Here is a 21,605-nt window from a genome sequence, read left to right as displayed (position 1 = left end):
CGCCACCGAAACGCTCGGCGCCGATCTTGGTCAGCGCGGCCGTCAGCGTGGTCTTGCCGTGGTCCACGTGGCCAATCGTGCCCACGTTCACGTGGGGCTTGGTGCGCTCGAACTTACCCTTGGACATGGCTGCCTTTCTCGCTGACGGTTGTGGTTACGACTGTCTTCCTTAAGGGAACCCGGCCCACCTGGGGCCGGGCCTTGCGGGAGACCCCGCTAGAAAAAGTGGTGCTCACGAATGGAATCGAACCATCGACCTCCTCCTTACCAAGGAGGTGCTCTACCGACTGAGCTACGTGAGCACGTGAAACCTGTTGTGGCCGGAACACCGCGGGCAGCGCAATGGAGCGGGAGACGGGAATCGAACCCGCACCATCAGCTTGGAAGGCTGAGGTTCTACCATTGAACTACTCCCGCAAGGGGAACCGCTTTTCCCGGTCTACCGCTCCGGGCCTTGCCTCGTTGTTCCGTACCTCTTCAAAACTGGTGGAGGGAGGTGGATTCGAACCACCGAAGGCGTAAGCCAGCAGATTTACAGTCTGCCCCCGTTGGCCGCTTGGGTATCCCTCCGGGATCTCGCCACCGGCCAGAAACAACCGGGGTGAAACAGCCCGTAATTTTGGCGATGGACCGGCCGGATGTCAACGCTTCCGGGACAATTTTTTTCGCCGCCGGCGCTCAGACGTTGAAGCGGAAGTGAAGGATGTCGCCCTCCTGCACCCGGTACTCCTTGCCCTCCAGGCGCATGCGCCCGGCCTCGCGCGCGCCGGCCTCGCCCTTGTACCTGATGAAGTCCTCGAAGGAGATGGTCTCGGCCCGGATGAAGCCCTTCTCGAAGTCCGAGTGGATCACGCCCGCGGCCTGCGGCGCGGTGGCCCCGGCCTTCACCGTCCAGGCCCGCACCTCCTTCACGCCGGCGGTGAAGTAGGTCTGCAGGCCCAGCAGCCTGTAGGCGGCCCGGATCACCCGGTTCAGGCCCGGCTCCTCCAGCCCCAGGTCGGCCAGGAAGGCGTCGCGGTCGGCGTCGTCCAGCTGCGCCAGCTCCTCCTCGATGGCCGCCGACACCGGCACCACCTCCGCCCCCTCGGCGGCGGCGCGGGCGCGCACGGCCTCCAGGTGCGGGTTGTTCTCGAAGCCGTCCTCCAGGACGTTGGCGATGTACATCACCGGCTTGAGGGTCAGCAGGAACAGCTCGCGGACCGCCGCCCGCTCCTCCTCGTCCAGGCCGGCGTTGCGGGCGGCCCTGCCCTCGCCCAGGGCGGCCTGGAGCTTCAGCAGCACCTCCTTGCGCGCCAGGGCGTCCTTGTCGCCGCCCTTGGCGGCGCGCTCGGCGCGGGCCAGGGCCTTCTCCACGGTCTCCAGGTCGGCCAGGGCCAGCTCGGTGTCGATGGTCTCGATGTCCGAGATCGGGTCCACCCGGCCGGCCACGTGGACGATGTCCGGGTGCTCGAAGCAGCGCACCACGTGGGCGATGGCGTCCACCTCGCGGATGTGGGCCAGGAACTTGTTGCCCAGGCCCTCGCCGCTGGCCGCGCCGGCGACCAGGCCGGCGATGTCCACGAACTCCACGGCCGTGGGCACCACCCGCTCCGGCTTGACGATCTCGGCCAGCTGGTTCAGGCGCGGGTCGGGCACCGGCACCACACCCACGTTCGGCTCGATGGTGCAGAACGGGAAGTTGGCCGCGGCGATGCCGGCCTTGGTCAGCGCGTTGAACAGGGTCGACTTGCCCACGTTGGGCAGGCCGACGATGCCGCATTTGATGCCCATTGCTCCGTATCCGTCTGTCGGCGGCGGTGCCGCCGGTTGCGTCGTGAAAGGGTAGGAAAAACGCCGCCGCCCGGCATCCCGGGCGGCCGGCTCAGGCCTTCGGCGTGTGCAGGCGCTTCATGGCCTCCATGAAGTCGCCGCGCACCGCCAGCGGCAGCACGTCCAGGGCGTCGTCGATGGCGCGCCCGATCAGGATCTCGTCGTCCTTGCCCGGGCGGCCGAGCACCCAGCCGGTGACCCGGTCCTTGTGCCCGGGGTGGCCGATGCCGATGCGCAGGCGGTGGAAGCGGCCGTGCCCCAGCAGCCGGATGATGTCGCGCAGGCCGTTCTGCCCGCCGTGGCTGCCATCGAACTTCAGCCGCGCGGTGCCCGGCGGCAGGTCCAGCTCGTCGTGCACCACCAGGGCCTCCTCCGGCTCGATCTTCCAGTAGCGCAGGGCGGCCACGACCGACTTGCCGCTCAGGTTCATGAAGGTCATGGGCTTGAGCAGCCACACCGGCTGGCCACCGATCACGGCCTTGCCGGTCTCGCCGACCAGCTTGCCGTCCGGGCCCAGGCGCACACCCTCGCGCCCGGCCAGGGCGTCGACCAAACGAAACCCGGCGTTGTGCCGGGTGTTGGCGTATTCGGCGCCGGGGTTGCCCAGCCCGACGATGAGGCGCAGTCCAGCCATCGCGTTCGCGTCCAGGGCCCTGCCCGGCGGACCGGGCAGGGCCTGGGAGGCTTACTTCTGCTCGCCGCCCTCGGCGGCCGGCTCTTCCTCGCCGCCCGCCGCCTGCTTGGCGACGACCACGGCCACGTCGTGGTCCGGACCCAGCTTCAGCTCCGGCAGCTCGACGCCGGCCGGCAGCTTCAGGTCGGACAGGTGGACCACGGCGCCGACGGCCAGGTCGGACAGGTCGACCTCGATGGCGGTCGGCAGGTCCTTCGGCAGGCAGGCCACGGTGACCTCGGTCAGCTCGTGCATGATCACCACGCCGGCGGTCTTGCCGGCCGGGGACTTCTCCTCGTTGACGAAGTGCAGCGGCACGGAGGCGCGCAGGACCTCGTTGTCGGACACGCGCTGGAAGTCCAGGTGCAGGATCTGCTGCTTGTACGGATGGCGCTGGATGTCCCGCAGCAGGACCTTCTGGACGTCGCCGTTGAGGCTCAGGTCCAGGATGGAGGAATAGAACCACTCGTTCTGCTGGGCCAGCCAGATCTTCTCGTGGTCGATCTGGATGCTGACCGGCGGCAGCTCGCCGCCATACACGATGGCCGGCACCTTGCCCGCGCGGCGGAGGCGGCGGCTCGCACCCTTGCCCTCGGCCTCGCGGCGCTCGACGTTGATCACATGGTTTGCCATTTCTAACTTCTCAGGTTGGATGGACCGCCTCGCGGCGGCTGGGTGGTTCCCCCGCGACCAGGGGAACCGGGAAAGGGACGCGGCCGGGCGGACCCGGCCCCGCCCCGGATGGGGCGTCAGTCGACGTACAGCGAGCTGACCGATTCGCCGAAGGCGATGCGGCGGATGGTCTCGGCCAGCATCTCGGCCACGCTCAGCTGGCGGATGCGGCCGCAGGCGCGCGCCGCGTCCGACAGCGGAATGGTGTCGGTCACCACCAGCTCGTCCAGCTGCGAGCGGATGATGTTGTCGATGGCCGCGCCGGACAGCACCGGGTGGGTGCAGTAGGCCACAACCTTGCGCGCGCCGTTGGCCTTGAGCGCGCCGGCGGCGGCGCAGAGGGTGCCGGCGGTGTCCACGATGTCGTCCACCAGCACGCAGGTCTTGCCCTGCACGTCGCCGATGATGTTCATCACCGTGGCCACGTTGGCCTTCGGGCGGCGCTTGTCGATGATCGCCAGGTCGGCGTCGTCCAGGCGCTTGGCGATGGCCCGCGCGCGCACCACGCCACCCACGTCGGGCGAGACCACGATCAGGTTGTCGGTGCCGTACACGCGCCAGATGTCGGCCAGCAGCAGCGGCGAGGCGTAGACGTTGTCGACGGGGATGTCGAAGAAACCCTGGATCTGGTCGGCGTGCAGGTCCACCGTCAGCATGCCGTCGGCGCCGGCGGTGGAGAACATCTTGGCCACCAGCTTGGCGGTGATCGGCACGCGCGAGGAGCGCATGCGGCGGTCCTGGCGGGCGTAGCCGAAGTACGGCACCACCGCGGTCACCGAGGCGGCCGAGGCGCGCTTGAGCGCGTCGATCAGGGCCAGCAGCTCCATCAGGTGTTCGGCGGCCGGCGCGCAGGTCGGCTGCAGCACGAACACGTCCTGGCGGCGGACGTTCTCCTCGATCTCGACCTGGACCTCGCCGTCGGAGAACCTGGACACCAGCGCCTTGCCCGGGCGGATGCCCAGCTCGCGGCAGATGCTCTCGGCCAGCGGGCGGTTGGCGTTGCCGCTGAAGATGAGCAGGTTGCGGTCGTCTGGCATCGTCTTCATCGCGGCTGGGGCTTCGGGCTGGCTTGGGTTTGGGGAACCGTCCGCGCCTGGGCGCGGTCCTGATCACTGCGGCAACGGCGGTCTGGCAGGGGCGGTAGGATTCGAACCTACGAATGCCGGGATCAAAACCCGGTGCCTTGGACCTCTTGGCGACGCCCCTGGATCACGCCCGCGGCGCCAGGGCGGCCCGCAGCGGTGATTCGTCCACGCCGGCCGCGATCCAGGCGCGCAGCCGGCGCGGCAACCGTGCCAGCGCGTCCTCCGCCCCGGCACGGTCGGCGAACTCGACGAAGCATCCGCCGCCGGACCCGGTCAGTCGTGGCGTGCCGACCTGCGCCAGCGCGGCGAAGGCGGCCTCCACGGCCGGTTCGCGGCGGCGCAGGACCGGCTCGAAGGCATTGTCGAGCACCGCTCCCGCAATGAAGTCCGATATTGTCGCGGGCGAGGAATTGCGCGTCAAATCGGGGGCCCGGAACAACTCGGCGGTGGGCACGTGCACGCCCGGGTCCACCAGCAGGTACCAGGCCGGCGGGAGGGACAGCGGACGCAGCCGCCCCCCCACCCCCTCGGCCCCGGCGCCGCGCCCGCGCCCGAACACCGGCACCTCCGCGCCCAGGCGCCGGCCCAGCGCAGCCAGGCGGTCCTCGCCCAGGCCCAGGCCCCACAGCCGGTCCAGCACGCACAGCACGGTGGCCGCATCGGACGAGCCGCCGCCGAAGCCGCCACCGGCGGGAATGCGCTTTTCGATGCGGATGTCCGCACCCAGCGCCACGTTCGCCTCCTTTCGCAACAGTTCGGCGGCGCGCACGGCGAGGTCGTCGCCCGCCGCCACGCCCGGCACCGACCCGCCGTGGCGCTCGATCCGGCCGTCCCGGCGCAGCCGCAGCCAGACCCGGTCGCCCCAGTCCAGCAGGCGGAACACGGTCTGCAGCTCGTGGTAGCCGTCGGCGCGGCGGCCGGTGATGCGCAGGAACAGGTTCAGCTTGGCCGGGGCCGGCCAGGCGCTCCAGCCCTCACTCACCTTCCACCTCCCAGGCGTCCACCACCAGGCGCACGCGCGCGTCGGCGCGGGTGGCCTGGATCCGGGCCGGCATCTCAGGCAGCCGGCCGCTGGCCGGCCACCAGGCCTGGTACTCGATGGTCCAGCCGTCCACCTCGATCCGCTGCAGGCGGCCGTCCGCGCCGTAGCCGACCCGGGCGCCGGGCGTGGCCAGGCCGCGCACCCAGTCGGCCAGGGCCCGCACGGGGATCGGCCAGCCGGTGGCCTCGCGCAGCAGCGCGTCCGCGTCCCCGCCCCGGCGCGGGCCGCCTTCCAGCCCCTCCAGCACGGCGCCCTCGGGGCCGCCGCGCAGGCGCCAGCTTTGCCGGGTCACCGGCGCGCTCAGTGCGGCCACGTAGCCCTCCCCGCGCTGCGACCAGTCCAGGCGGCCGCTGCCCCCGCGGTCGCCGGTACTGACCGCCAGCCGCCCCTGGAAGCCCCAGTCCGTGATCTCCGCCAGGCGGCGGGCGCGGGCCTGCTGCACCACCTCGGCGCCGGCCCGGGTGTCGGCCACCGGCACTCCCGGGCGTCCGGGCCCGGTGGCGCAGCCGGCCAGCAGCAGGGCCAGGGCCAGCCCCGCCGCGCTCCAGGAAGCCCGGCTCATGGCGCCGGCTCCGTGGCCGCCGGGGCGCCGGCGGGGTCATCGCCGGCGCCGGGTGCCGGCCCGTCCGGCGGCAGGCGCAGCCGCTCCAGCGCGCGGCGCAGGGCCCGGTTGTCCGGGTCCAGCTGCCGCGCCTCCTCGAAGTAGCGGCGCGCCTCGTCCCGCCGGCCCAGCACCCACAGCACCTCGCCCAGGTGGACGCCGATCTCCGGATCCTTGAGCAGGCCCCAGGCGCGGCGCAGCTCCACCAGGGCCTCCTGGTGGCGGCCCAGGCGGTACAGCACCCAGCCGTGGCTGTCGACGATGGCGGCATTGTCCGGCTCGGCCACGCGGGCGCGGTCGATCAGCTCCAGCGCCTCCTGATAGCGCTCGGTGCGGTCGGCCAGGGTGTAGCCGAGGGCGTTGAGCGCGGCCACGTTCTCCGGGTCCACCACCAGCAGCCGGCGCAGGTCGGCTTCGGCGCGGTCGATGCGGTCCTGGCGCTCCCAGGCCAGGGCGCGCGCGTACAGCAGCTCGACGTCGTCCGGGAAAGCGGCCAGGCCGCGGCCCAGCGCCTCCACCTCGCCGGCGCCGTCGCCGTCGCGCTGGCGCAGCTCGGCCTCCAGCAGGTAGGCGTTGCGGCGGGCCATCGGGTCGGCGGCGGCATCGTCCTGCAGCGCGCGGGCCTCGGCGTAGGCCTCCGTGCGCCGGCCCAGCTCGTGCAGGGCCACGGCGATGCGGATCCGCGCCTCGTTGCGCTCCGGGCCGCCAGGGACGCCGCGGTACCACTCCACCGCCTCGGCCGGGCGCCTGAGGAACTCGGCCAGGCGTCCCAGCAGCAGGCGCCGCGCCGGGTCCGGATGCGCGCCGTCCTCGCCCAGCTCGCGGTACAGCGCCTCCAGGCCGGCGGTGTCCTCGGCGCGGGCCAGCAGCGAGGCGCGCAGCTCGTAGCTGCGGGTGTCCTGCGGCCCCATCGCCATCACCCGCGCGGCATCGCCCGGGGCGCGCATGGCCTCGTAGGTCATCGCCAGCATCGCGCGCAGCTCCGGTTCGGCCGCGGCGCGCGGCTCGACCTGGGCCAGCAGGGCGCGCGCCTCGCCGGTGCGGCCGGCCTGGTGCAGCTGGCCGGCACGCATGATCGCCACGCCCGGCTCCTCCGGAAAGCGTCGCACCACCGCCTCGACGAAGCGCTCGGCCAGACCCGGGTCGTCCAGGCGCAGGGCCAGGTGGCCGAAGGCCTGCCACACCGGCAGACGGTCGGGGATGGCGCCGGCCTCGACCAGGTCGCCCAGCACCCTGGCCACCCGCTCCGGGTCGCGGCCGCTGCGCAGGGCGCTGTAGGCGTACTGCCAGCCGCGCGGATCGGGCGAGCGCAGCAGCGTGCGCAGCTCGCGCCGGGCGTAGGAAAGGCGGCCCTCGCGCAGGGCCAGGGCGGCGTCGGCGCCGCGCACGGCCAGGGCGCCGGGGGCGCGCTTGCGCCACAGGCGCAGGGCGCGGCGCGCCCGGGCGTCCTCGTTGGCCAGCATCGCCACCCGGGTGGCGCGCTCGGCCAGCACGGCGTCGCCGGCCTCGGCCTCGGCCGCCTCCAGGTACCAGCGGGCGGCATCAGCCAGCTGCCCGGACTGGAGCGCGAACTCGGCCGCCAGCAGCGGCTCCAGCGGGATGTCGCCGGCCGGGGCCGGGGCCGCCGCCGGCGCCAGCAGCAGGCACAGCGCCAGCCGCCGCCCCAGGCGCCGCGGCGTCCCGGGGGCGGCGTGGCGCACCGTCGCACGTGAAGAAAGCATCGATTCGGGCATGGGCACCCACCGGGCCGTAAAATGGCGGCCCAAAGCGGCAGATTATCGCAAGCACCTGAACCATGACGCTGTGGCTCCTGGGCCTGAACCACCAGACCGCGCCGGTCGACCTGCGCGAGCGGGTGGCGTTTTCCGGCGACAGCCTGGCCGCAGCGTTGGCCGCGCTGCGATCCCTGCCCGGCGTGGCCGAGGCGGCGCTGCTGTCCACCTGCAACCGCACCGAGATCTACGCCATCGCCAACGACGCGCAGCCGCTGGCCGACTGGCTGGAGGGGCACGCCCCCGGCCTGGGCGCGTACCTGTATCGGCACCGCGACGCCGACGCCGTGCGCCACCTGTTCCGGGTGGCCACCGGCCTGGACTCGATGGTGCTGGGCGAGCCGCAGATCCTGGGCCAGGTCAAGGAGGCCTGGGCGCGGGCGCGCGGGCACGGCGCCCTGGGCCCGCGCCTGGACCGCCTGTTCCAGCAGACCTTCGCCGTGGCCAAGCGCGCCCGCACCGACACCCGCGTCGGCGCCAACCCGGTGTCGGTGGCCTCGGCGGCGGTGCGCCTGGCGCAGGACACCTTCGCCCGGCTGCCCGATTCGACCGTGCTGCTGGTCGGCGCCGGCGAGACGATCGAGCTGGCCGCCCGCCACCTGGTCAAGGGCGGCGTCGGCCGCCTGCTGGTGGCCAACCGCACCCTGGCCCACGCCCAGGACCTGGCCGCCCGCCACGGCGGCTACGCCCTGCCGCTGACCGACCTGGACCGCCACCTGGCCGAGGCCGACGTGGTGTTCTCCGCCACCGCCAGCCGCGACCCGGTGCTGCGCCAGGCCCAGGTCGAGGCCGCACGGGCCGCGCGCCGGCGCAAGCCGATGCTGCTGTTCGACCTGGCCGTGCCGCGCGACATCGAGCCGGGCGTGGCGACGCTGGCCGACGCCTCCCTGTACACGGTGGACGACCTGGAGCGCGCGGTGGAGGACAACCGCCGCAGCCGCCACGAGGCCGCCGAGGCCGCCGAGGCCATCATCGACCTGCAGGTGGCCCGCTTCATGGAGGCGGTGCAGGCCAGCGGCCGCCAGGAGACGCTGCTGCGCCTGCGCGCCCTGGGCGAGCGCACCCGCGACCAGACCCTGGCCCAGGCGCGCCAGCAGCTGGCCGCCGGCCGCGACCCGGAACAGGTGCTGCAGTTCCTGGCCCATACCCTGACCAACCGCCTGCTGCACCCGCCGACCGCGGCGCTGCGCCAGGCCGCCCTGGCCGGCGACGTGGAGCTGGCCCGCGCCGCCGAGCGCCTGTTCCCCGACAAGGCGCCCTGCCGGCACCCTGCCCCGACCGCATCCGATGACCCCGAGCCTGCGCCGCAAGCTTGAAGCGCTGGCCGAGCGCCGCCAGGAACTGGAGCGCCTGCTCGCCGACCCGGCCGTGGTCGCCGACACCGCGCGCTTCCGCGACCTGTCGCGCGAGTTCGCCCAGCTCGAACCGCTGGCCACCGCCCTGGCCGAGGAGGCACGCGCCCGCGCCGACCTGGCCGCGGCCGAGGCCATGCGCGAGGATCCCGAGCTGGCCAGCCTGGCCGAGGAGGAGATCGCCGCCGCCCGCGCCCGGCTGGAGCAGCTGGACCGCGAGCTGTCCCTGCTGCTGGTGCCCAGGGACCCGCGTGACGAGGGCAACCTGTTCCTGGAGGTGCGCGCCGGCACCGGCGGCGACGAGGCCGCGCTGTTCGCCGGCGACCTGTTCCGCATGTACGCCCGCTACGCCGAGCGCCAAGGCTGGAAGGTCGAGGTCGAGTCGGAGAACCCGGGCGAGCACGGCGGGCACAAGGAGATCGTGGCCCGCATCGTCGGCCGCGGCGCCTATTCCAAGCTGAAGTTCGAGTCCGGCACCCACCGCGTGCAGCGCGTGCCGGCCACCGAGTCGCAGGGCCGCATCCACACCTCGGCGGCGACCGTGGCCATCATCCCCGAGGCCGACGAGATCGAGGACATCGTGATCAACCCGGCCGACCTGAAGGTGGACACCTTCCGTTCCTCCGGCGCCGGCGGCCAGCACGTCAACAAGACCGACTCGGCCATCCGCATCACCCACCTGCCCACCGGCATCGTGGTCGAGAGCCAGACCGAGCGCAGCCAGCACGCCAACCGCGAGAAGGCGATGAAGCGGCTGAAGGCGCAGCTGCTGGAGGCCGAGCGGCAGCGCCAGCAGGCCGAGCAGGCGCAGAGCCGGCGCCTGCAGGTGGGCAGCGGCGACCGCAGCCAGCGCATCCGCACCTACAACTTCCCGCAGGGCCGGATCACCGACCACCGCGTCGAGGGGCTGACCCTGTACGACCTGGGCAACATCCTCGACGGCGACCTGGACCCGCTGATCACGCGCCTGCAGCAGGAATACCAGGCCGACGAGCTGGCGCGCCTGTCGGCCGAGTGAGCGCCGGCGCGCGGCGCTAGGCTATGTCCATGACCGCCGAGTTCATCCCCCTGCGGCTGTGCGTGCTGACCGTCTCGGACACGCGCACGCCGGCCGACGACGCCTCCGGCGACTACCTGTGCACCGCCCTGCGCGGGGCCGGGCACGTGCTGCACGCGCGCGCCCTGCTGCCGGACGACCGCTACCGCCTGCGCGCGCAGGTCTCGGCCTGGATCGCCGACCCGGAGGTGGACGGCATCCTGGCCACCGGCGGCACCGGCTTCACCGGCCGCGATTCCACCCCGGAGGCGCTGCTGCCGCTGCTGGACAAGGAAATGCCCGGCTTCGGCGAGCTGTTCCGCGCCCTCAGCGTGGAGGAGATCGGCACGGCGGCGCTGCAGTCGCGCGCCTTCGCCGGCCTGGCCAACGCCACCTTCCTGTTCGCCCTGCCCGGTTCGACCTCGGCCTGCCGCCTGGCCTGGGAAAGGATCATCGTCCACCAGCTGGACGCGCGCACCCGCCCCTGCAACCTGGCCACGCTGCGGCCGCGGCTGCGCCGATAGCGGCCTTCAGCCGGTGCGGAAGCCCGGCGCCACCGGGCCGTCGTACGGGCAGCGCTCGACCGCCTCGACCTTCGCCGCCGGCGGCCCCTGGTGCAGCCAGGCCTCCAGTTGCGCCAGCGCCTGCGCCGGGCCGGCGGCGACCACCTCCACCCGCCCGTCGGGCAGGTTCACCGCGCTGCCGTCCAGCCCCAGGCGCAGCGCCTGCTCGCGGGTGGAGGCGCGGAAGAACACGCCCTGCACCCGGCCGCTGACCAGGAAGCGGGCCGCGCTCCCGGCGCCCCCTCCCCGCCCGCAGCGATGGCCGCCTCCAGGTCGGCCACGGTGACCGGCCCCAGGAAGTGGTGCGCCACGCGCCCGTCCGGGGCCAGCAGGTAGGTGGTCGGCAGGCCGCGCGGGGTGGCGAAGTCGCGCGGGGGATCGAGCGGGTCGACCACCACGACCGGATAGGCCACCGGGTGTTCGGCCAGGAACCGGCGCATGTCCTCCGCCTCGATGTCCTCGTAGGCCAGGCCCACGACCTCCACGTCCTCGCGCGCGGCGTGCAGCGCCGACAGTTCCGGCATCTCCTTCCGGCAGGGCGAGCACCAGGTCGCCCAGAAGTTCACCACCACCCAGCGCCCGCGGTGCGCGGCCAGGTCGTAGGGGCTGCCGTCGACCGTCACCGCGGCCAGGCGCGGGTACTCGGCGGTGCGCTCGACCACGCCGGGTGTCTCCAGCGGCGGCGGCGCGGCCGGATCGGCGGCCATGGGCGTGGCGTCCGGGGCGGTGCCCGGCTCCGGGCCACGACCGCAGGCAGCCAGCAGCAGCGCGGACAGGAGCAGGAAGGGCGTGGCGGTCTTGTTCATGGCATTCCGGGGGAAGCGGGGGGATAGAGGTCGGAGACCCGCCGCCTGAGCGCCTCGCGCAGCGGCAGGCGCAGCTCGTCCAGGGCCGCGGTGGCGGCCGCGCCCAGGTCGTCGTCGCGGCAGGGCAGCCAGGCCTCGCCCACCGGCACGCGCAGGTGGCAGGCCTCGTACAGCTCGCCCAGGGTCAGGCTGTCCAGGTCCCGCGCCAGCAGCCACTCGCCCTGCTCGTCGCGGCGCAGCAGGTTGATCCCGGCCAGCCGGGTCAGGAATTCCTGGGCCAGCGAGTCGGTCAGCATCGGCTCCAGGTGCAGCAGCTCGTCCACGTGCAGGCCGCGGCCGTCGCGCCGGGCCTGCTGGAAGCGGCCGATCAGGCGCAGCAGCGCGTACACCTCGTAGCCGGGCGGCAGGCGCATGCCGGCCGGCTGGTAGCGGAACGCGGCCAGCGAGGAGGCCAGCGAGGCGCCCAGCAGGATCGCCACCCAGCCCAGGAAGATCCACAGCATCAGGATCGGCACGAAGGCCAGCGCGCCGTACAGCTTCTGGTAGCCCTGGAAACTGTCCAGGTACACGCCCAGGCCGGCCTTGACCGCCTCCAGCACCGCCACCGCCAGCACCGCACCGGCGAAGGCGTGGTGCCACTGCACGGTGTGGTGCGGCACGACCCGGTACACCAGCATCACCGCCACCAGCTCGATCAGCACCGGCGCCAGGCGCAGGCTCAGGTCGGCGATCCACGCCCCCTCGGGGGTCTCGAACAGCGGCAGGGCGAAGAAGCGCGCCGAGATCGACAGCGAGGCGGCGGCCAGCAGCGCGCCCAGGGTCAGCACCGTCCAGTACACCAGGTAGCGGGACAGACGCGGCCGCGCGCTGGCCACGCGCCAGATGCGGTTGAAGGTGGCCTCCACGCTGTTGAGGGTGACCAGCAGCGACACCACCAGGGCCACCGTGCCGGCGGCGGTCAGCTGCCGGGTGTTGGCGGTGAAGCGGTCCAGGTGCGAGGCGATGGCACGCGCCGCGCTGGGCATGAAGTTGGAAAACACGTAGTCCACCAGCGCGGCGCTCCACTGGTCGAACACCGGAAAGGCGGCCAGCACGCCCAGCACCACCACCGCCAGCGGCACCAGGGCGAAGGTGGTGGTGTAGGCCAGCGCGGCGGCCGCCTGGAACAGGCGGTCGTCGAGGAAGCGGTGCCAGAGGAAACGCGCGAACGTGGCCGCGCGTGCCCGGTCCCGCAGGCGTTCCCTCCACATGGCGACGAATCCGGCGCGTTCCATCCGCGAAGCCTACCCGATGCGCGCGCATGGCCGCATCGCCGATACTGGCGGCCTTTCCCGAATCCGCATACGCCATGCCCGAGATCCTGGTCCTGTACTACAGCCGCGGCGGTTCGGTCGCGCGCCTGGCGCGGCAGATCGCCCGCGGCGCGGAGGAAGTGCCCGGCATGCAGGCGCGCCTGCGCACCGTGCCGCCGGTGGCCTTCGTCACCCGCCAGGCCGCCCCGCCGGTGCCGGAGGACGGCGCGCCCTACGTGGAGCCGCGCGACCTGGCCGAATGCGCGGGCCTGGCCCTGGGCAGTCCGACCCGCTTCGGCAACATGGCCGCCCCGCTCAAGCACTTCCTCGACGGCCTGGGCGGCGAATGGGCCAGCGGCACCCTGGCCGGCAAGCCGGCGGCGGTGTTCACCTCCACCGCCACCCACCACGGCGGCCAGGAAGCCACCCTGCTGTCGATGATGCTGCCGCTGCTGCACCACGGCTGCCTGCTGCTGGGCATCCCCTACACCGAGCCCCTGCTGTCCAGCACCCGGGGCGGCGGCACGCCCTACGGCGCCAGCCACGTGGCCGGGCCGGAGGACGACCCGCAGCCCACCGCCGAGGAGGCCGCGCTGGCAAGGGCGCTGGGCCGGCGCCTGGCGGACGTGGCCGCGAGGCTGGCGCGCTGATGGCCGCCTCCGCCTCCTCCCGCCTGGCCGGCGCCGCGCTGCTGGCGCAGGCCGCGCTGTACGCGGCCTGGTTCCGCGACGACCGCCACCTGCTGGCCTCGCTGCTGGTGTTCGCCCTGCCGCCGCTGCTGCTGGCCTGGCCGGTGTGGCGCGGCCGCGCCCGTGCCGCGTTCTGGGCCGGCGTGCTTGCGCTGTTCTGGTTCAGCCACGGGGTGATGGTGGCCTGGGCGCACCCGGCCCAGCGCGCCTGGGCCTGGGGCGGGATCGTGCTGGCGCTGGCCGTGCTGCTGGCCGCCTGCTGGCCGGGTGTGCGCGCCCGCTCCGGCACGCGCGGCCGCTGACGGCCCGCGGCGCGCGTGCATCGCCGATAATGTGCGCTTTCCGCGCCGCGCGGCCCGCCCGCGCCGCCCCCTTCAACGCCCGGCGCCGCTGCGCCGGCGAGGATTGCCCATGGAAGAACTGCTGATCGTCACCACCGGCGGCACCATCGACAAGATCTACTTCGACGACAAGTCCGACTACCAGATCGGCGAGCCGCAGATCGGCCGCATCCTGGAAGAGCTGGGCGTGGCCTTCCGCTACACCGTCATTCCGATCCTGCGCAAGGACTCGCTGCATATCACCGATGCCGACCGCGAGCTGGTGCGCGCCACCATCGCCGCCCAGCCCGGCGGCCACGTGCTGGTCACCCACGGCACCGACACCATGGTCGAAACCGCGCGCGTGCTGGAGTCCATCCCCGACAAGACCATCGTCCTGACCGGCGCGCTGAACCCGGCGCGCTTCCGCGGCTCGGACGCCGAGTTCAACATCGGCTGCGCGGTCGGTGCGGTGCAGAGCCTGCCGCCCGGCGTGTACATCGCCATGAACGGCCGCATCTGGAACCCGGAGCGGGTGCGCAAGAACGTCAGCGCCAACCGCTTCGAGGCCTGCTGACGGCCCATGTCCCAGGTCACCCGCGCCACGCGCCTGCTGGACGCGGCCGGGGTGGCCTGGCGCCTGCACGCCTACGACTACGACGCACACGCCGCCGCCGGCGGCAAGGGCCTGCACGCGGCCGCCGTGCTGGGCGTGCCGCCCGGGCGCGTGCTCAAGACCCTGATGACCCGGGTGGACGCGCAGGCCGTGTGCGTGGTCATCCCCAGCGACCGCCAGCTGCTGCCGAAGGCGCTGGCCGCGGCCGCCGGCGGCAGGACGGCGCGGATGATGGAGCCGGCCGAGGCCGAGCGCCGCACCGGCTACCGGATCGGCGGGATCAGCCCCTTCGCCCAGCAGCGCCCGGCGCCGGTGTGGTTCGAGGCCGATGCACTGGGCGAGCCGGGCGTGTTCATCAACGCCGGCCAGCGCGGCCTGCTGGTGGAACTGGCCCCGGCCGATGCGGTGCGCGTGCTGCGGGCGCGGACCGCGAGGATCAGCCACCCCTGAGCGCCCTTCCCCGCGTCGCAGGGATTCCCCGGCGCCGGGTGCGCAGGCGGGCGCGGCGGCACCGTGGCCGGTCAGAACATCCCGGTCTCGAGCCGGGCGGCCTCCGACATCATGTGCCGGCCCCACGGCGGATCGAACACCAGCTCCACGTCCGCCTCGGCGATGGTGGGAATCTGCTCCAGCTTGCTGCGCACGTCGTCCACCAGGATCTCGCCCATGCCGCAGCCGGGCGCGGTCAGGGTCATCTTGACCTCGACCGTGCGCCTGCCGTCCTCGCGGTGGCGCAGGTTGGCCTCGTACACCAGGCCCAGGTCCACGATGTTGAACGGAATCTCCGGGTCGAAGCAGGTGCGCAGCTGGCGCCAGACCAGCGCCTCCACGTCCTCGTCGCTGGCATCCTCGGGCAGCTCCAGCGGCGGCGGCGGCTCCTTGCCGATGGCGTCGGCGTCCTTGCCGGCGATGCGGAACAGGTTGCCTTCCACGAACACCGTATAGCTGCCACCCAGGCTCTGGGTGATGTAGCCGACGCTGCCCGCGGGCAGGGTCACGGCCTCGCCCTGCGGCACCATGACGGCGGCGCAGTCGCGCTCGAAACGGACGGGTTCGCTGCTGCGGGAATACATGCGGGGGATATGGGGCTGCCGGCCGCGCTTGCAAGCCGCCGCCCCGTGTGGGCCGGGGAAGTGCGGATTCTAGCCGATGCGGCCAGCGCGTATCCTTAGGCGGTCCCTGTACCGGTCCGCACGATGCCCGCACCCGACACGCCCCGCCCCCGCCGCAGCAACTCCTGGCTCGGGGCGCTGCTGCTCCTGCTCGGGTCGGCGACGATGGTCGTGGCCTGGACCTCGCTGGCCCTGGCCACCGGCCACCAGCACGGCTGGGTGGCCCTGGCGGCGGCGCTGCAGGCGGCCTGGCTGCTGCGCCTGGGCGGGATGCCGCGCGGTACGGGCCGCGCGCTGCTGGCCGCGGCGGCGACCGTGGCGGTGGCCCTGGCGGTGCAGTGGCTGGTGGCCTCCGGCCACATCGGCGCGCAGATGGGCCTGGCCCCGTGGGAGGCTGCGCCGAAGATGGGCGCCTACTACGTGCTGGTGCTCAGCCGGCTGGCCAACACGACCCTGGACCTGCTGTGCCTGGCTGCGGCGCCGCTGCTGGCACTGCGCGCGGGACGCTGAGTTCCGTCAGCCGGCCTCCTCCAGGCAGCGCACCAGCAGCGCCACCGCCTCGCGGATCTCGGCCGTCGTCAGGCTGGCGAACCCCAGCAGCAGGCCCGCGCGGTCGGGCGGATCCAGGTAGTACGGCGTGACCGGATACAGCGCCAGCCCGCGCGCGCGGGCGTGCGCCACCAGCGCCTCCCCGGCCGCGCGGTCGCGGCCGCGCAGCCAGGCCAGCAGGTGCATGCCGGCGTGCGAGTCCTCGATCTCCAGACGGTCGCCGGCGCCGGCGCGCATGCCCTCCAGCAGCACCTGCCGGCGATCGCGCAACGCCCGGGCCGCACGGCGCAGATGGCGCTCGAAGCCGCCGTTGGCGATGAAGCGCGCCAGCGCCGCCTGCTCGATCGTGGGCGAACCGAAGTCGTCCTGCCACTTGGCGTTGAGGAAGTCGGTGCGCAGCCCCGGCGGCACGACCAGGTAACCCAGGCGCAGGGCCGGGAACACGACCTTGGAGAAGGTGCCCACGTACAGCACCCGTCCGTGCCGGTCCAGCGAGCGCAACGCGGCCAGCGGCCGGCCGTCGTAGCGGAATTCGCCGTCGTAGTCGTCCTCCAGCACCCAGCAGCCGTGGCGGCGCGCGTAGTCCAGCAGCGTCATGCGCCGCGGCAGCGACATCACCGCACCGGTTGGGAACTGGTGCGACGGCGCGACGCGGACCAGCTTCGGCGGCGGGCACGGCAGCGCGTGGCAGCACAGGCCCTCGCGGTCCACCGTCACGGTGTGCAGGCGCGCGCCGTGGATCTGCATCACCTCGCGCAGGGCGTTGTAGTGCGGCTCCTCCAGCGCCACCACGTCGCCGGGGTCGAGCAGCACGCGCGCGGCCAGCGCCAGCGCCTGCTGTGTGCCGGCCACGATGAACACGTCGTCCGGGCACGCCACCACGCCGCGGCGGCGCGCCAGGTAGTCGCACACCGCCTCGCGCAGCGCCGGCAGCCCCTGCGCCGGCGGGTAGCCCGGCGGCGTGTAGACGGCCGCGTGCGCCAGCTCGCGCGCCCACACCGTGGTCAACGCGGGGTTGGCCATGGGCACACCGTACTGGAACGCGTAGCGCACGCCGGGCACGGTGCGGCCGGGGATACGCGCGTGGTCGTGGAAGACCCGGGCGCGGCGGGCGAACTCCGACTGCGGCGGCACCGGTGCGGCCGCGGCGGTGCCGCCGTCCAGCGTGCGCAGCGGCCGGGCGACATAGCTGCCCGATCCCACCCTGCCCTCGATGAAACCCTCCACGGGCAGCTGCTCGTAGGCCGCCAGCACGGTATTGCGGGATACCCCCAGCTCCCGCGCCAGCTGGCGGGTGGGTGGCAGGCGCGCCCCACGGGCCAGCCGTCCCTCCAGCACCACGTCCTTCAGGGCCCGGGTCAGCTGCACGTGCAGCGGGCCGTTGCCATCCAGTTCCAGGTACATGCCCCGTCCGGCTGCATTTGGCTCCATTCAAGCGCCACCCGGCCTTTGCAGGCATTGGCCGGAGCGGCCCTTTTCCATGTGCATCCATGGCCACGATGCGTAAACAGCCCGTGAATGGCACCGGGAAATATCCATGCATGCACAAATGGCCCGCCTTGACTGACGTAATTTGGCTCCGCCACCGGGCCATCCCTCTGCCTAGCATCGCCCTCGGTCCCGCCGCAGGGCCCGCCACGCCTGCAGGACGCGCGATGGAAAACTCCCCTCCCCCCGATGACACCTCCGCCGCGCCGCCTGCCGCGCCACCGTTTCCCGCGGCGCCGGCCGCGCTCCAGGTCCTGCGCCTGTCGGCACGCGGACGTGCCCCGGTGTGCCGCCTGCCGCAGGGCTGGCTGACCGTGCTCCTGCCCCTGACCCGGACACCTGCAATTGCGCGCCGGCGAGGATTTCTGGTCGCTGCCCGCCCGCCACCTGCTGGTGTGGCGGGACGGCGTGCTGACCGGCGTGGCCGCCGGACATGCACTGGCGGTGGCCGCGCCGCTGGCGGCGTGGAGCCAGCGCAGCGGCCCGGTCGAGCCCCTGCCCTGGGAAGCCCCCTGCCCGCGCGGCGTGGCCCGGCTGCTGCTGCACGTGGCGCGCTGCGTCCGCGACGGCGACACGGCGCTGGTGGAGGCCACCTGGCGCGCCCTGGCGCAGTCGCTGCTGCACGAGCAGGCGCCGCTGCTGGAATGCATGGCGCGCTGCACCGGGCGCACCCTGCAGCGGCGCAAACAGACCCTGCTGCGGCTGCTGCGCGTGCAGGACCTGATCCGCCGCCAGCTGGAGCACCGTCCGGACCTGCGCCGCCTGGCCGCCAGCGCCAACTACTCGCCGCACCACCTGCTGCGCATCTCCCGCCGCGTGTTCGGCGAGACGCCGGCCGAGTACGCCGCGCGCCTGCGCCTGCAGCGGGCATGGCGGCTGGTCCGGTTCACGCGCATGCCGGTGTGCGAGATCGCCGAGGCGCTGGGCTTCGAGAGTCCGAGCGCGTTCTGCCGCGCGTTCCGCCAGGCCTTCGGCCTGACCGCGACGCAGGCGCGCCTGCACGCCGCAACGGACACGGCCCAGCCTCCGGCCGGGGAGCAGCACCTGCCCTTGCACGTCTAGGCGCGCCGGCCCGCCACCGCCCCGTCGGGTTCACGCCGGACATGGCGCCATCCGCGCGGGGGGGGGCGGCGGCTCCGCCGTACCGGGCGCACGCGTCGCCCCGTCGGCGCAAACGTCTAACGATGGTTTTTTCCGCAAGCGTTGCACACCGGCCGCTTCCACCTCCGTACATCGCCGGCGGCCGGAGATTCCTAGCTTGGAACGGCGCGGCGCCCGCCGCGCCAGACCCAGTGGAGGCGTCATGTCCAAGCGGAAATTCCCTGCCAACGCCACGCCGGCCGGTGGGCCGGCCCTCGACCACCACCACCGTCGCCCGGCCGCGCGCCTGCGCGAGGCGATCCTGGCCACCCTGGCCGTGGCCACGGCCGTCGGGGCACCGGCCGCCGCCGCACAGCAGGGCCAGGAGCAGCCGACCACCCTGGACAGGATCGAAGTCATCGGCAGCCGCATCCGCCAGGTCGAGCTGGAGACCCAGCAGCCGGTGCTGACCGTCACCCGCGCCGACATCGAGAAGCAGGGCTTCCAGTCGGTGGCCGACATCCTGCAGAACGTCGCCGCGGTCGGCGCGCCGGCGATCAGCCGCGCCCAGCCTCTGTCGGCGGGCGAGGCGGTGGGCGGCCGGTACGTGTCCCTGCGCAACCTCGGCACCACCCGCACCCCGGTGCTGCTCAACGGCAGGCGGCTGGGCATCACCACCGGCGGCCTGCAGGACACCTCGCTGATCCCCACCGCCGCGGTCGAGCGCATCGAGGTGCTGAAGGACGGTGCCTCCTCGATCTACGGCTCGGACGCCATCTCCGGCGTGATCAACATCATCACCCGCAGCGGCTACGACGGCGCCTCCGCCGGCGCCTATTTCGGCCAGTACACCGAGGGTGACGGCGACACCACCCGCGCCGACATGGTGGTCGGCTACAGCACCGACCGCGGCTCGGTCACCGTGGCCGCCGAATACCGCAAGGAGGAGGCGGTGTTCGCCGGCGACCGGCCGTTCTCCGCCTATCCGCAGAGCCACCGCCACCCGACCCGCGGCTGGACCACGGTCAGCCAGTGGGGCGTGATCAACCTGCCGGCCGCGCTGGGCGGCAACCGCGTGCTCGACCCCGGCGCCGACTGGCGCGACCTGGCCAACTACCACCCGCTCAACACCAACACCGGCACCAGCGCGGCCGACCCGGCCGGCTCCACCGCCGACAAGAGCAACACCAACCAGCAAATGCACCTGCGCACGCCGCTGGAGAGCCGCTCGCTGTTCGTGGACGCGACCTACGACTTCAGCCCGCAGGTCCGCTTCCGCGGCAACATGCTGTACAGCAACCGCGACTCGGAGCGGCAGGTGGCTGGCTATCCGTTCCAGAGCGGATCCTCCAACATCCTCATGTCCGAGGACAGCTACTACAACCCGGTCGGCAGCCATCACGGCTTCGCCAACCCGCAGGCCGTGACCTTCTGGCGCCGCACCTGGGAGGTGCCGCGGGTGGACCGCCCGGAGTCGACCACCTGGCGCTTCACCGCCGGCCTCGAGGGCAGCTTCGAGCTAAGCGGGCGCACCTTCGACTGGGACGTCGGCTACCTGTACAACAACAAGGTCGTCCAGGCCAACTACGGCAACCTCAACCTCAGCCGCGTGGCGCAGGCGGTCGGCCCCTCCTTCCTCAATGCCGACGGCGTGGTCCAGTGCGGCACGCCCAGCAACCCGATCCCGCTCAGCGACTGCGTGCCGTGGAACCCGTTCATCCCCTACGGGCGCACCGGCGACGGCGGCCTGACCGGCAACCAGCAGCTGCAGGACTTCCTGTTCCAGACGCTCAACTCCACCAGCGAGACCGAGACCAAGTCCTTCAGCGCCAACCTCAGCGGCACGCTGTTCATCCTGCCCGGCGGCGACGCCTGCTTCGCGGTCGGCGTGGAGAGCCGCAAGGAGTCCGGCGAGTTCGTCCCCGACGCGATGGCGGTGACCGGCAACCCCACGACCCTGTCGGCCGGCCCGACCCGCGGCAGCTACAGCCTGGACGAGGTGTACCTGGAGGTGCTGCTGCCCCTGCTGGCCGACCTGCCGGGCGTGGACGAGCTGACCCTCGGCGCCGCCACCCGCCATTCGGACTACGACACCTTCGGCACCACCACCAACAGCAAGGCCGGCTTCACCTGGCGGCCGGTGAAGTCGCTGATGCTTCGCGGCACCTGGGCCGAGGGCTTCCGCGCGCCGACCATCGCCGACCTGTACGGCGGCGGCTCGCAGACCTTCTCCTTCTTCACCGCCCCCCTGCGACTCGCTGTTCGGCGCCGCCGCCTCCAACCTGCAGGTACTGGCCCGCTGCGCCCAGGACATCCCCGACGCCGCCAGATTCCGCCAGCAGGCACAGGGCTTCGTTGATGCCGCCCAGCCGAACTCGCAGACCCCGGTGGCCTTCTTCTCCGGCTCCAACCCCAACCTGAAGCCGGAGACCTCCGAGTCCAAGACGCTGGGCGTGGTGTGGAGCCCGGGCTTCCTGGAAGGCCTGAACGTGAGCCTGGACTGGTGGAAGATCCGGATCGAGGACACCATCGTCGCCGACAGCCCGACGCAGATCCTCAACGACTGCTACATCCAGGGCGACGCGCAGCGCTGCACCATCTTCACCCGCGACCCGGTGCGGGGCTACGTCAACAGCCTGAGCTTCGCCAGCATCAACGCAGGCTACCGCGAGGCCGAGGGCTACGACTTCGACCTCAGCTACAGGCTCGGCACCGGCATCGGCGACTTCTCCCTGCTCTGGCAGACCACCTACACCAGCCGCGACGAGATCAAGACCGACACCAACCCGAACTCGCTGCCGCAGCAGCTGGTGGGCTGGGCGACCTCGCCGGGCCTGGTCGGCACGCTCCGGATCCGCTCCAACGCCAGCCTGACCTGGAGCCACGGCCCGTGGAGTGCGACCTGGGGCGCGCGCTACTACGTCGGCCCTGAAGAATCCGCCTCTCATCCCCGTGCGGGTACCGTTGGCTGCGATCCAGCCGTGATGAGCGAAATCAACGCCCCCAGCATCCAGGCACAAAAAGCCGCGATCCAGCGCATCAGCCAGC

General features: G+C 73.0%; 23 protein-coding genes, 4 tRNA genes and 1 pseudogene. 11 read left to right on the top strand and 17 right to left on the bottom strand.

Annotated features, from left to right (window positions below; all coding sequences use genetic code 11):
* The 12 genes from CR938_RS10550 to CR938_RS10495 form a co-directional block, all read right to left on the bottom strand.
* The coding region (locus tag CR938_RS10550) for a GTP-binding protein (protein ID WP_246191045.1) at window positions 1–127 on the bottom strand (127 nt) is incomplete at its 3' end.
* Window positions 128–226: 99 nt separating this feature from the next.
* Window positions 227–302 (bottom strand) — tRNA-Thr (locus CR938_RS10545).
* A gap of 41 nt (window positions 303–343) precedes the next feature.
* Window positions 344–417, bottom strand: a tRNA-Gly gene (locus CR938_RS10540).
* A gap of 67 nt (window positions 418–484) precedes the next feature.
* Window positions 485–570 (bottom strand) — tRNA-Tyr (locus CR938_RS10535).
* A gap of 108 nt (window positions 571–678) precedes the next feature.
* Window positions 679–1,770 (bottom strand): redox-regulated ATPase YchF, encoded by a 1,092-nt coding sequence (gene ychF, locus CR938_RS10530; RefSeq protein ID WP_162124970.1) that lies wholly within the window; start codon window positions 1,768–1,770, stop codon window positions 679–681.
* A 91-nt stretch (window positions 1,771–1,861) separates the two neighbouring features.
* A complete protein-coding gene (pth, locus tag CR938_RS10525; protein WP_162124969.1) occupies window positions 1,862–2,443 on the bottom strand; it encodes an aminoacyl-tRNA hydrolase in 582 nt (193 codons plus the stop codon).
* A gap of 51 nt (window positions 2,444–2,494) precedes the next feature.
* A complete protein-coding gene (locus CR938_RS10520) occupies window positions 2,495–3,115 on the bottom strand; it encodes a 50S ribosomal protein L25/general stress protein Ctc (protein ID WP_162124968.1) in 621 nt (206 codons plus the stop codon).
* A 116-nt stretch (window positions 3,116–3,231) separates the two neighbouring features.
* Entirely contained in the window at window positions 3,232–4,191 is a 960-nt protein-coding gene (locus tag CR938_RS10515; RefSeq protein ID WP_162124972.1) for a ribose-phosphate diphosphokinase, read from the bottom strand.
* Between the two features lie 92 nt (window positions 4,192–4,283).
* Window positions 4,284–4,360 (bottom strand) — tRNA-Gln (locus tag CR938_RS10510).
* Between the two features lie 3 nt (window positions 4,361–4,363).
* Window positions 4,364–5,221: a 4-(cytidine 5'-diphospho)-2-C-methyl-D-erythritol kinase gene (gene ispE, locus CR938_RS10505; RefSeq protein WP_162124967.1), complete on the bottom strand. Its 858-nt coding sequence runs from the start codon at window positions 5,219–5,221 to the stop codon at window positions 4,364–4,366.
* Entirely contained in the window at window positions 5,214–5,843 is a 630-nt protein-coding gene (gene lolB / locus CR938_RS10500) for a lipoprotein insertase outer membrane protein LolB (RefSeq protein WP_162124966.1), read from the bottom strand. The genes ispE and lolB overlap by 8 nt, the downstream gene beginning before the upstream one ends.
* Complete coding sequence (locus tag CR938_RS10495; protein ID WP_425502439.1) at window positions 5,840–7,621, bottom strand: tetratricopeptide repeat protein; 1,782 nt, start codon at window positions 7,619–7,621, stop codon at window positions 5,840–5,842. Before CR938_RS10495 ends, lolB begins: the two co-directional genes overlap by 4 nt.
* A 56-nt stretch (window positions 7,622–7,677) precedes the next feature.
* Between CR938_RS10495 and hemA the strand changes: the two genes are divergently transcribed.
* From hemA to moaB, 3 genes are read left to right on the top strand one after another with little or no spacing between them, the layout of a single operon-like run.
* The gene (gene hemA / locus CR938_RS10490; protein WP_162124964.1) at window positions 7,678–8,970 is read left to right on the top strand and encodes a glutamyl-tRNA reductase; all 1,293 of its coding nucleotides are present in this window, start codon (window positions 7,678–7,680) and stop codon (window positions 8,968–8,970) included.
* Entirely contained in the window at window positions 8,942–10,024 is a 1,083-nt protein-coding gene (prfA, locus tag CR938_RS10485; protein WP_162124963.1) for a peptide chain release factor 1, read from the top strand. The genes hemA and prfA overlap by 29 nt, the downstream gene beginning before the upstream one ends.
* Window positions 10,025–10,047: 23 nt before the next feature.
* Window positions 10,048–10,566: a molybdenum cofactor biosynthesis protein B gene (gene moaB, locus CR938_RS10480; RefSeq protein ID WP_162124962.1), complete on the top strand. Its 519-nt coding sequence runs from the start codon at window positions 10,048–10,050 to the stop codon at window positions 10,564–10,566.
* A 6-nt stretch (window positions 10,567–10,572) separates the two neighbouring features.
* On the opposite strand, the gene CR938_RS10475 is transcribed toward moaB, so the two are convergent.
* From CR938_RS10475 to CR938_RS10465, 3 genes and pseudogenes are all read right to left on the bottom strand, one after another.
* A complete protein-coding gene (locus CR938_RS10475) occupies window positions 10,573–10,797 on the bottom strand; it encodes an acylphosphatase (protein WP_246191044.1) in 225 nt (74 codons plus the stop codon).
* 50 nt (window positions 10,798–10,847) lie between these two features.
* Window positions 10,848–11,411: pseudogene (locus tag CR938_RS10470) on the bottom strand (TlpA family protein disulfide reductase); the annotation flags it as partial.
* Window positions 11,408–12,685, bottom strand: a complete 1,278-nt coding sequence (locus CR938_RS10465; RefSeq protein WP_162124960.1) for a YihY family inner membrane protein — start codon at window positions 12,683–12,685, stop codon at window positions 11,408–11,410. The pseudogene CR938_RS10470 and the gene CR938_RS10465, both read right to left, overlap by 4 nt.
* Window positions 12,686–12,759: 74 nt before the next feature.
* Here CR938_RS10465 and wrbA point away from each other — a divergent pair, with 74 nt between their 5' ends.
* The 4 genes from wrbA (at window position 12,760) to CR938_RS10445 (ending at window position 14,778) form a co-directional block, all read left to right on the top strand.
* The gene (gene wrbA, locus CR938_RS10460) at window positions 12,760–13,353 is read left to right on the top strand and encodes an NAD(P)H:quinone oxidoreductase (RefSeq protein ID WP_162124959.1); all 594 of its coding nucleotides are present in this window, start codon (window positions 12,760–12,762) and stop codon (window positions 13,351–13,353) included.
* A complete protein-coding gene (locus CR938_RS10455; RefSeq protein WP_162124958.1) occupies window positions 13,353–13,694 on the top strand; it encodes a DUF2069 domain-containing protein in 342 nt (113 codons plus the stop codon). Before wrbA ends, CR938_RS10455 begins: the two co-directional genes overlap by 1 nt.
* Window positions 13,695–13,803: 109 nt before the next feature.
* Window positions 13,804–14,289 (top strand): asparaginase domain-containing protein, encoded by a 486-nt coding sequence (locus CR938_RS10450; protein ID WP_162124957.1) that lies wholly within the window; start codon window positions 13,804–13,806, stop codon window positions 14,287–14,289.
* 6 nt (window positions 14,290–14,295) lie between these two features.
* Window positions 14,296–14,778 (top strand): YbaK/EbsC family protein, encoded by a 483-nt coding sequence (locus CR938_RS10445; RefSeq protein WP_162124956.1) that lies wholly within the window; start codon window positions 14,296–14,298, stop codon window positions 14,776–14,778.
* Window positions 14,779–14,849: 71 nt separating this feature from the next.
* Here CR938_RS10445 and sufT read toward each other — a convergent pair whose 3' ends face one another.
* Window positions 14,850–15,401, bottom strand: a complete 552-nt coding sequence (gene sufT, locus CR938_RS10440; protein WP_162124955.1) for a putative Fe-S cluster assembly protein SufT — start codon at window positions 15,399–15,401, stop codon at window positions 14,850–14,852.
* Window positions 15,402–15,524: 123 nt separating this feature from the next.
* Here sufT and CR938_RS10435 point away from each other — a divergent pair, with 123 nt between their 5' ends.
* Window positions 15,525–15,950, top strand: a complete 426-nt coding sequence (locus tag CR938_RS10435; protein WP_162124954.1) for a hypothetical protein — start codon at window positions 15,525–15,527, stop codon at window positions 15,948–15,950.
* A gap of 6 nt (window positions 15,951–15,956) precedes the next feature.
* Here CR938_RS10435 and pdxR read toward each other — a convergent pair whose 3' ends face one another.
* Window positions 15,957–17,393, bottom strand: a complete 1,437-nt coding sequence (gene pdxR / locus CR938_RS10430) for a MocR-like pyridoxine biosynthesis transcription factor PdxR (RefSeq protein WP_162124953.1) — start codon at window positions 17,391–17,393, stop codon at window positions 15,957–15,959.
* Window positions 17,394–17,822: 429 nt separating this feature from the next.
* Between pdxR and CR938_RS10425 the strand changes: the two genes are divergently transcribed.
* From CR938_RS10425 to CR938_RS14665, 3 genes are all read left to right on the top strand, one after another.
* On the top strand, window positions 17,823–18,539 hold the full coding sequence (locus tag CR938_RS10425; RefSeq protein ID WP_162124952.1) for a helix-turn-helix transcriptional regulator: 717 nt from the start codon (window positions 17,823–17,825) through the stop codon (window positions 18,537–18,539).
* 241 nt (window positions 18,540–18,780) lie between these two features.
* A complete protein-coding gene (locus CR938_RS10420; protein WP_246191042.1) occupies window positions 18,781–20,916 on the top strand; it encodes a TonB-dependent receptor plug domain-containing protein in 2,136 nt (711 codons plus the stop codon).
* Between the two features lie 28 nt (window positions 20,917–20,944).
* Window positions 20,945–21,605, top strand: a 661-nt coding sequence (locus tag CR938_RS14665; protein ID WP_246191041.1) for a TonB-dependent receptor domain-containing protein, incomplete at its 3' end; no start/stop codon positions are given.

This window comes from Pseudoxanthomonas taiwanensis, from assembly GCF_010093135.1.
Classification (GTDB): Bacteria; Pseudomonadota; Gammaproteobacteria; order Xanthomonadales; family Xanthomonadaceae; genus Pseudoxanthomonas; species Pseudoxanthomonas taiwanensis.
The sequence above is the reverse complement of the archived record's forward strand: the minus strand, read 5'-3'. Positions and strand labels throughout refer to the sequence as shown.

Bases quoted from the DNA above. Each gene is read 5' to 3' on its own strand.
- ychF (WP_162124970.1), bottom strand. From the start codon at position 1,770: ATGGGCATCAAATGCGGCATCGTCGGCCTGCCCAACGTGGGCAAGTCG.
- pth (WP_162124969.1), bottom strand. From the start codon at position 2,443: ATGGCTGGACTGCGCCTCATCGTCGGGCTGGGCAACCCCGGCGCCGAA.
- CR938_RS10520 (WP_162124968.1), bottom strand. From the start codon at position 3,115: ATGGCAAACCATGTGATCAACGTCGAGCGCCGCGAGGCCGAGGGCAAG.
- CR938_RS10515 (WP_162124972.1), bottom strand. From the start codon at position 4,191: ATGCCAGACGACCGCAACCTGCTCATCTTCAGCGGCAACGCCAACCGC.
- lolB (WP_162124966.1), bottom strand. From the start codon at position 5,843: ATGAGCCGGGCTTCCTGGAGCGCGGCGGGGCTGGCCCTGGCCCTGCTG.
- hemA (WP_162124964.1), top strand. From the start codon at position 7,678: ATGACGCTGTGGCTCCTGGGCCTGAACCACCAGACCGCGCCGGTCGAC.
- prfA (WP_162124963.1), top strand. From the start codon at position 8,942: ATGACCCCGAGCCTGCGCCGCAAGCTTGAAGCGCTGGCCGAGCGCCGC.
- moaB (WP_162124962.1), top strand. From the start codon at position 10,048: ATGTCCATGACCGCCGAGTTCATCCCCCTGCGGCTGTGCGTGCTGACC.
- CR938_RS10465 (WP_162124960.1), bottom strand. From the start codon at position 12,685: ATGGAACGCGCCGGATTCGTCGCCATGTGGAGGGAACGCCTGCGGGAC.
- wrbA (WP_162124959.1), top strand. From the start codon at position 12,760: ATGCCCGAGATCCTGGTCCTGTACTACAGCCGCGGCGGTTCGGTCGCG.
- CR938_RS10455 (WP_162124958.1), top strand. From the start codon at position 13,353: ATGGCCGCCTCCGCCTCCTCCCGCCTGGCCGGCGCCGCGCTGCTGGCG.
- CR938_RS10450 (WP_162124957.1), top strand. From the start codon at position 13,804: ATGGAAGAACTGCTGATCGTCACCACCGGCGGCACCATCGACAAGATC.
- CR938_RS10445 (WP_162124956.1), top strand. From the start codon at position 14,296: ATGTCCCAGGTCACCCGCGCCACGCGCCTGCTGGACGCGGCCGGGGTG.
- sufT (WP_162124955.1), bottom strand. From the start codon at position 15,401: ATGTATTCCCGCAGCAGCGAACCCGTCCGTTTCGAGCGCGACTGCGCC.
- CR938_RS10435 (WP_162124954.1), top strand. From the start codon at position 15,525: ATGCCCGCACCCGACACGCCCCGCCCCCGCCGCAGCAACTCCTGGCTC.
- pdxR (WP_162124953.1), bottom strand. From the start codon at position 17,393: ATGTACCTGGAACTGGATGGCAACGGCCCGCTGCACGTGCAGCTGACC.
- CR938_RS10420 (WP_246191042.1), top strand. From the start codon at position 18,781: ATGTCCAAGCGGAAATTCCCTGCCAACGCCACGCCGGCCGGTGGGCCG.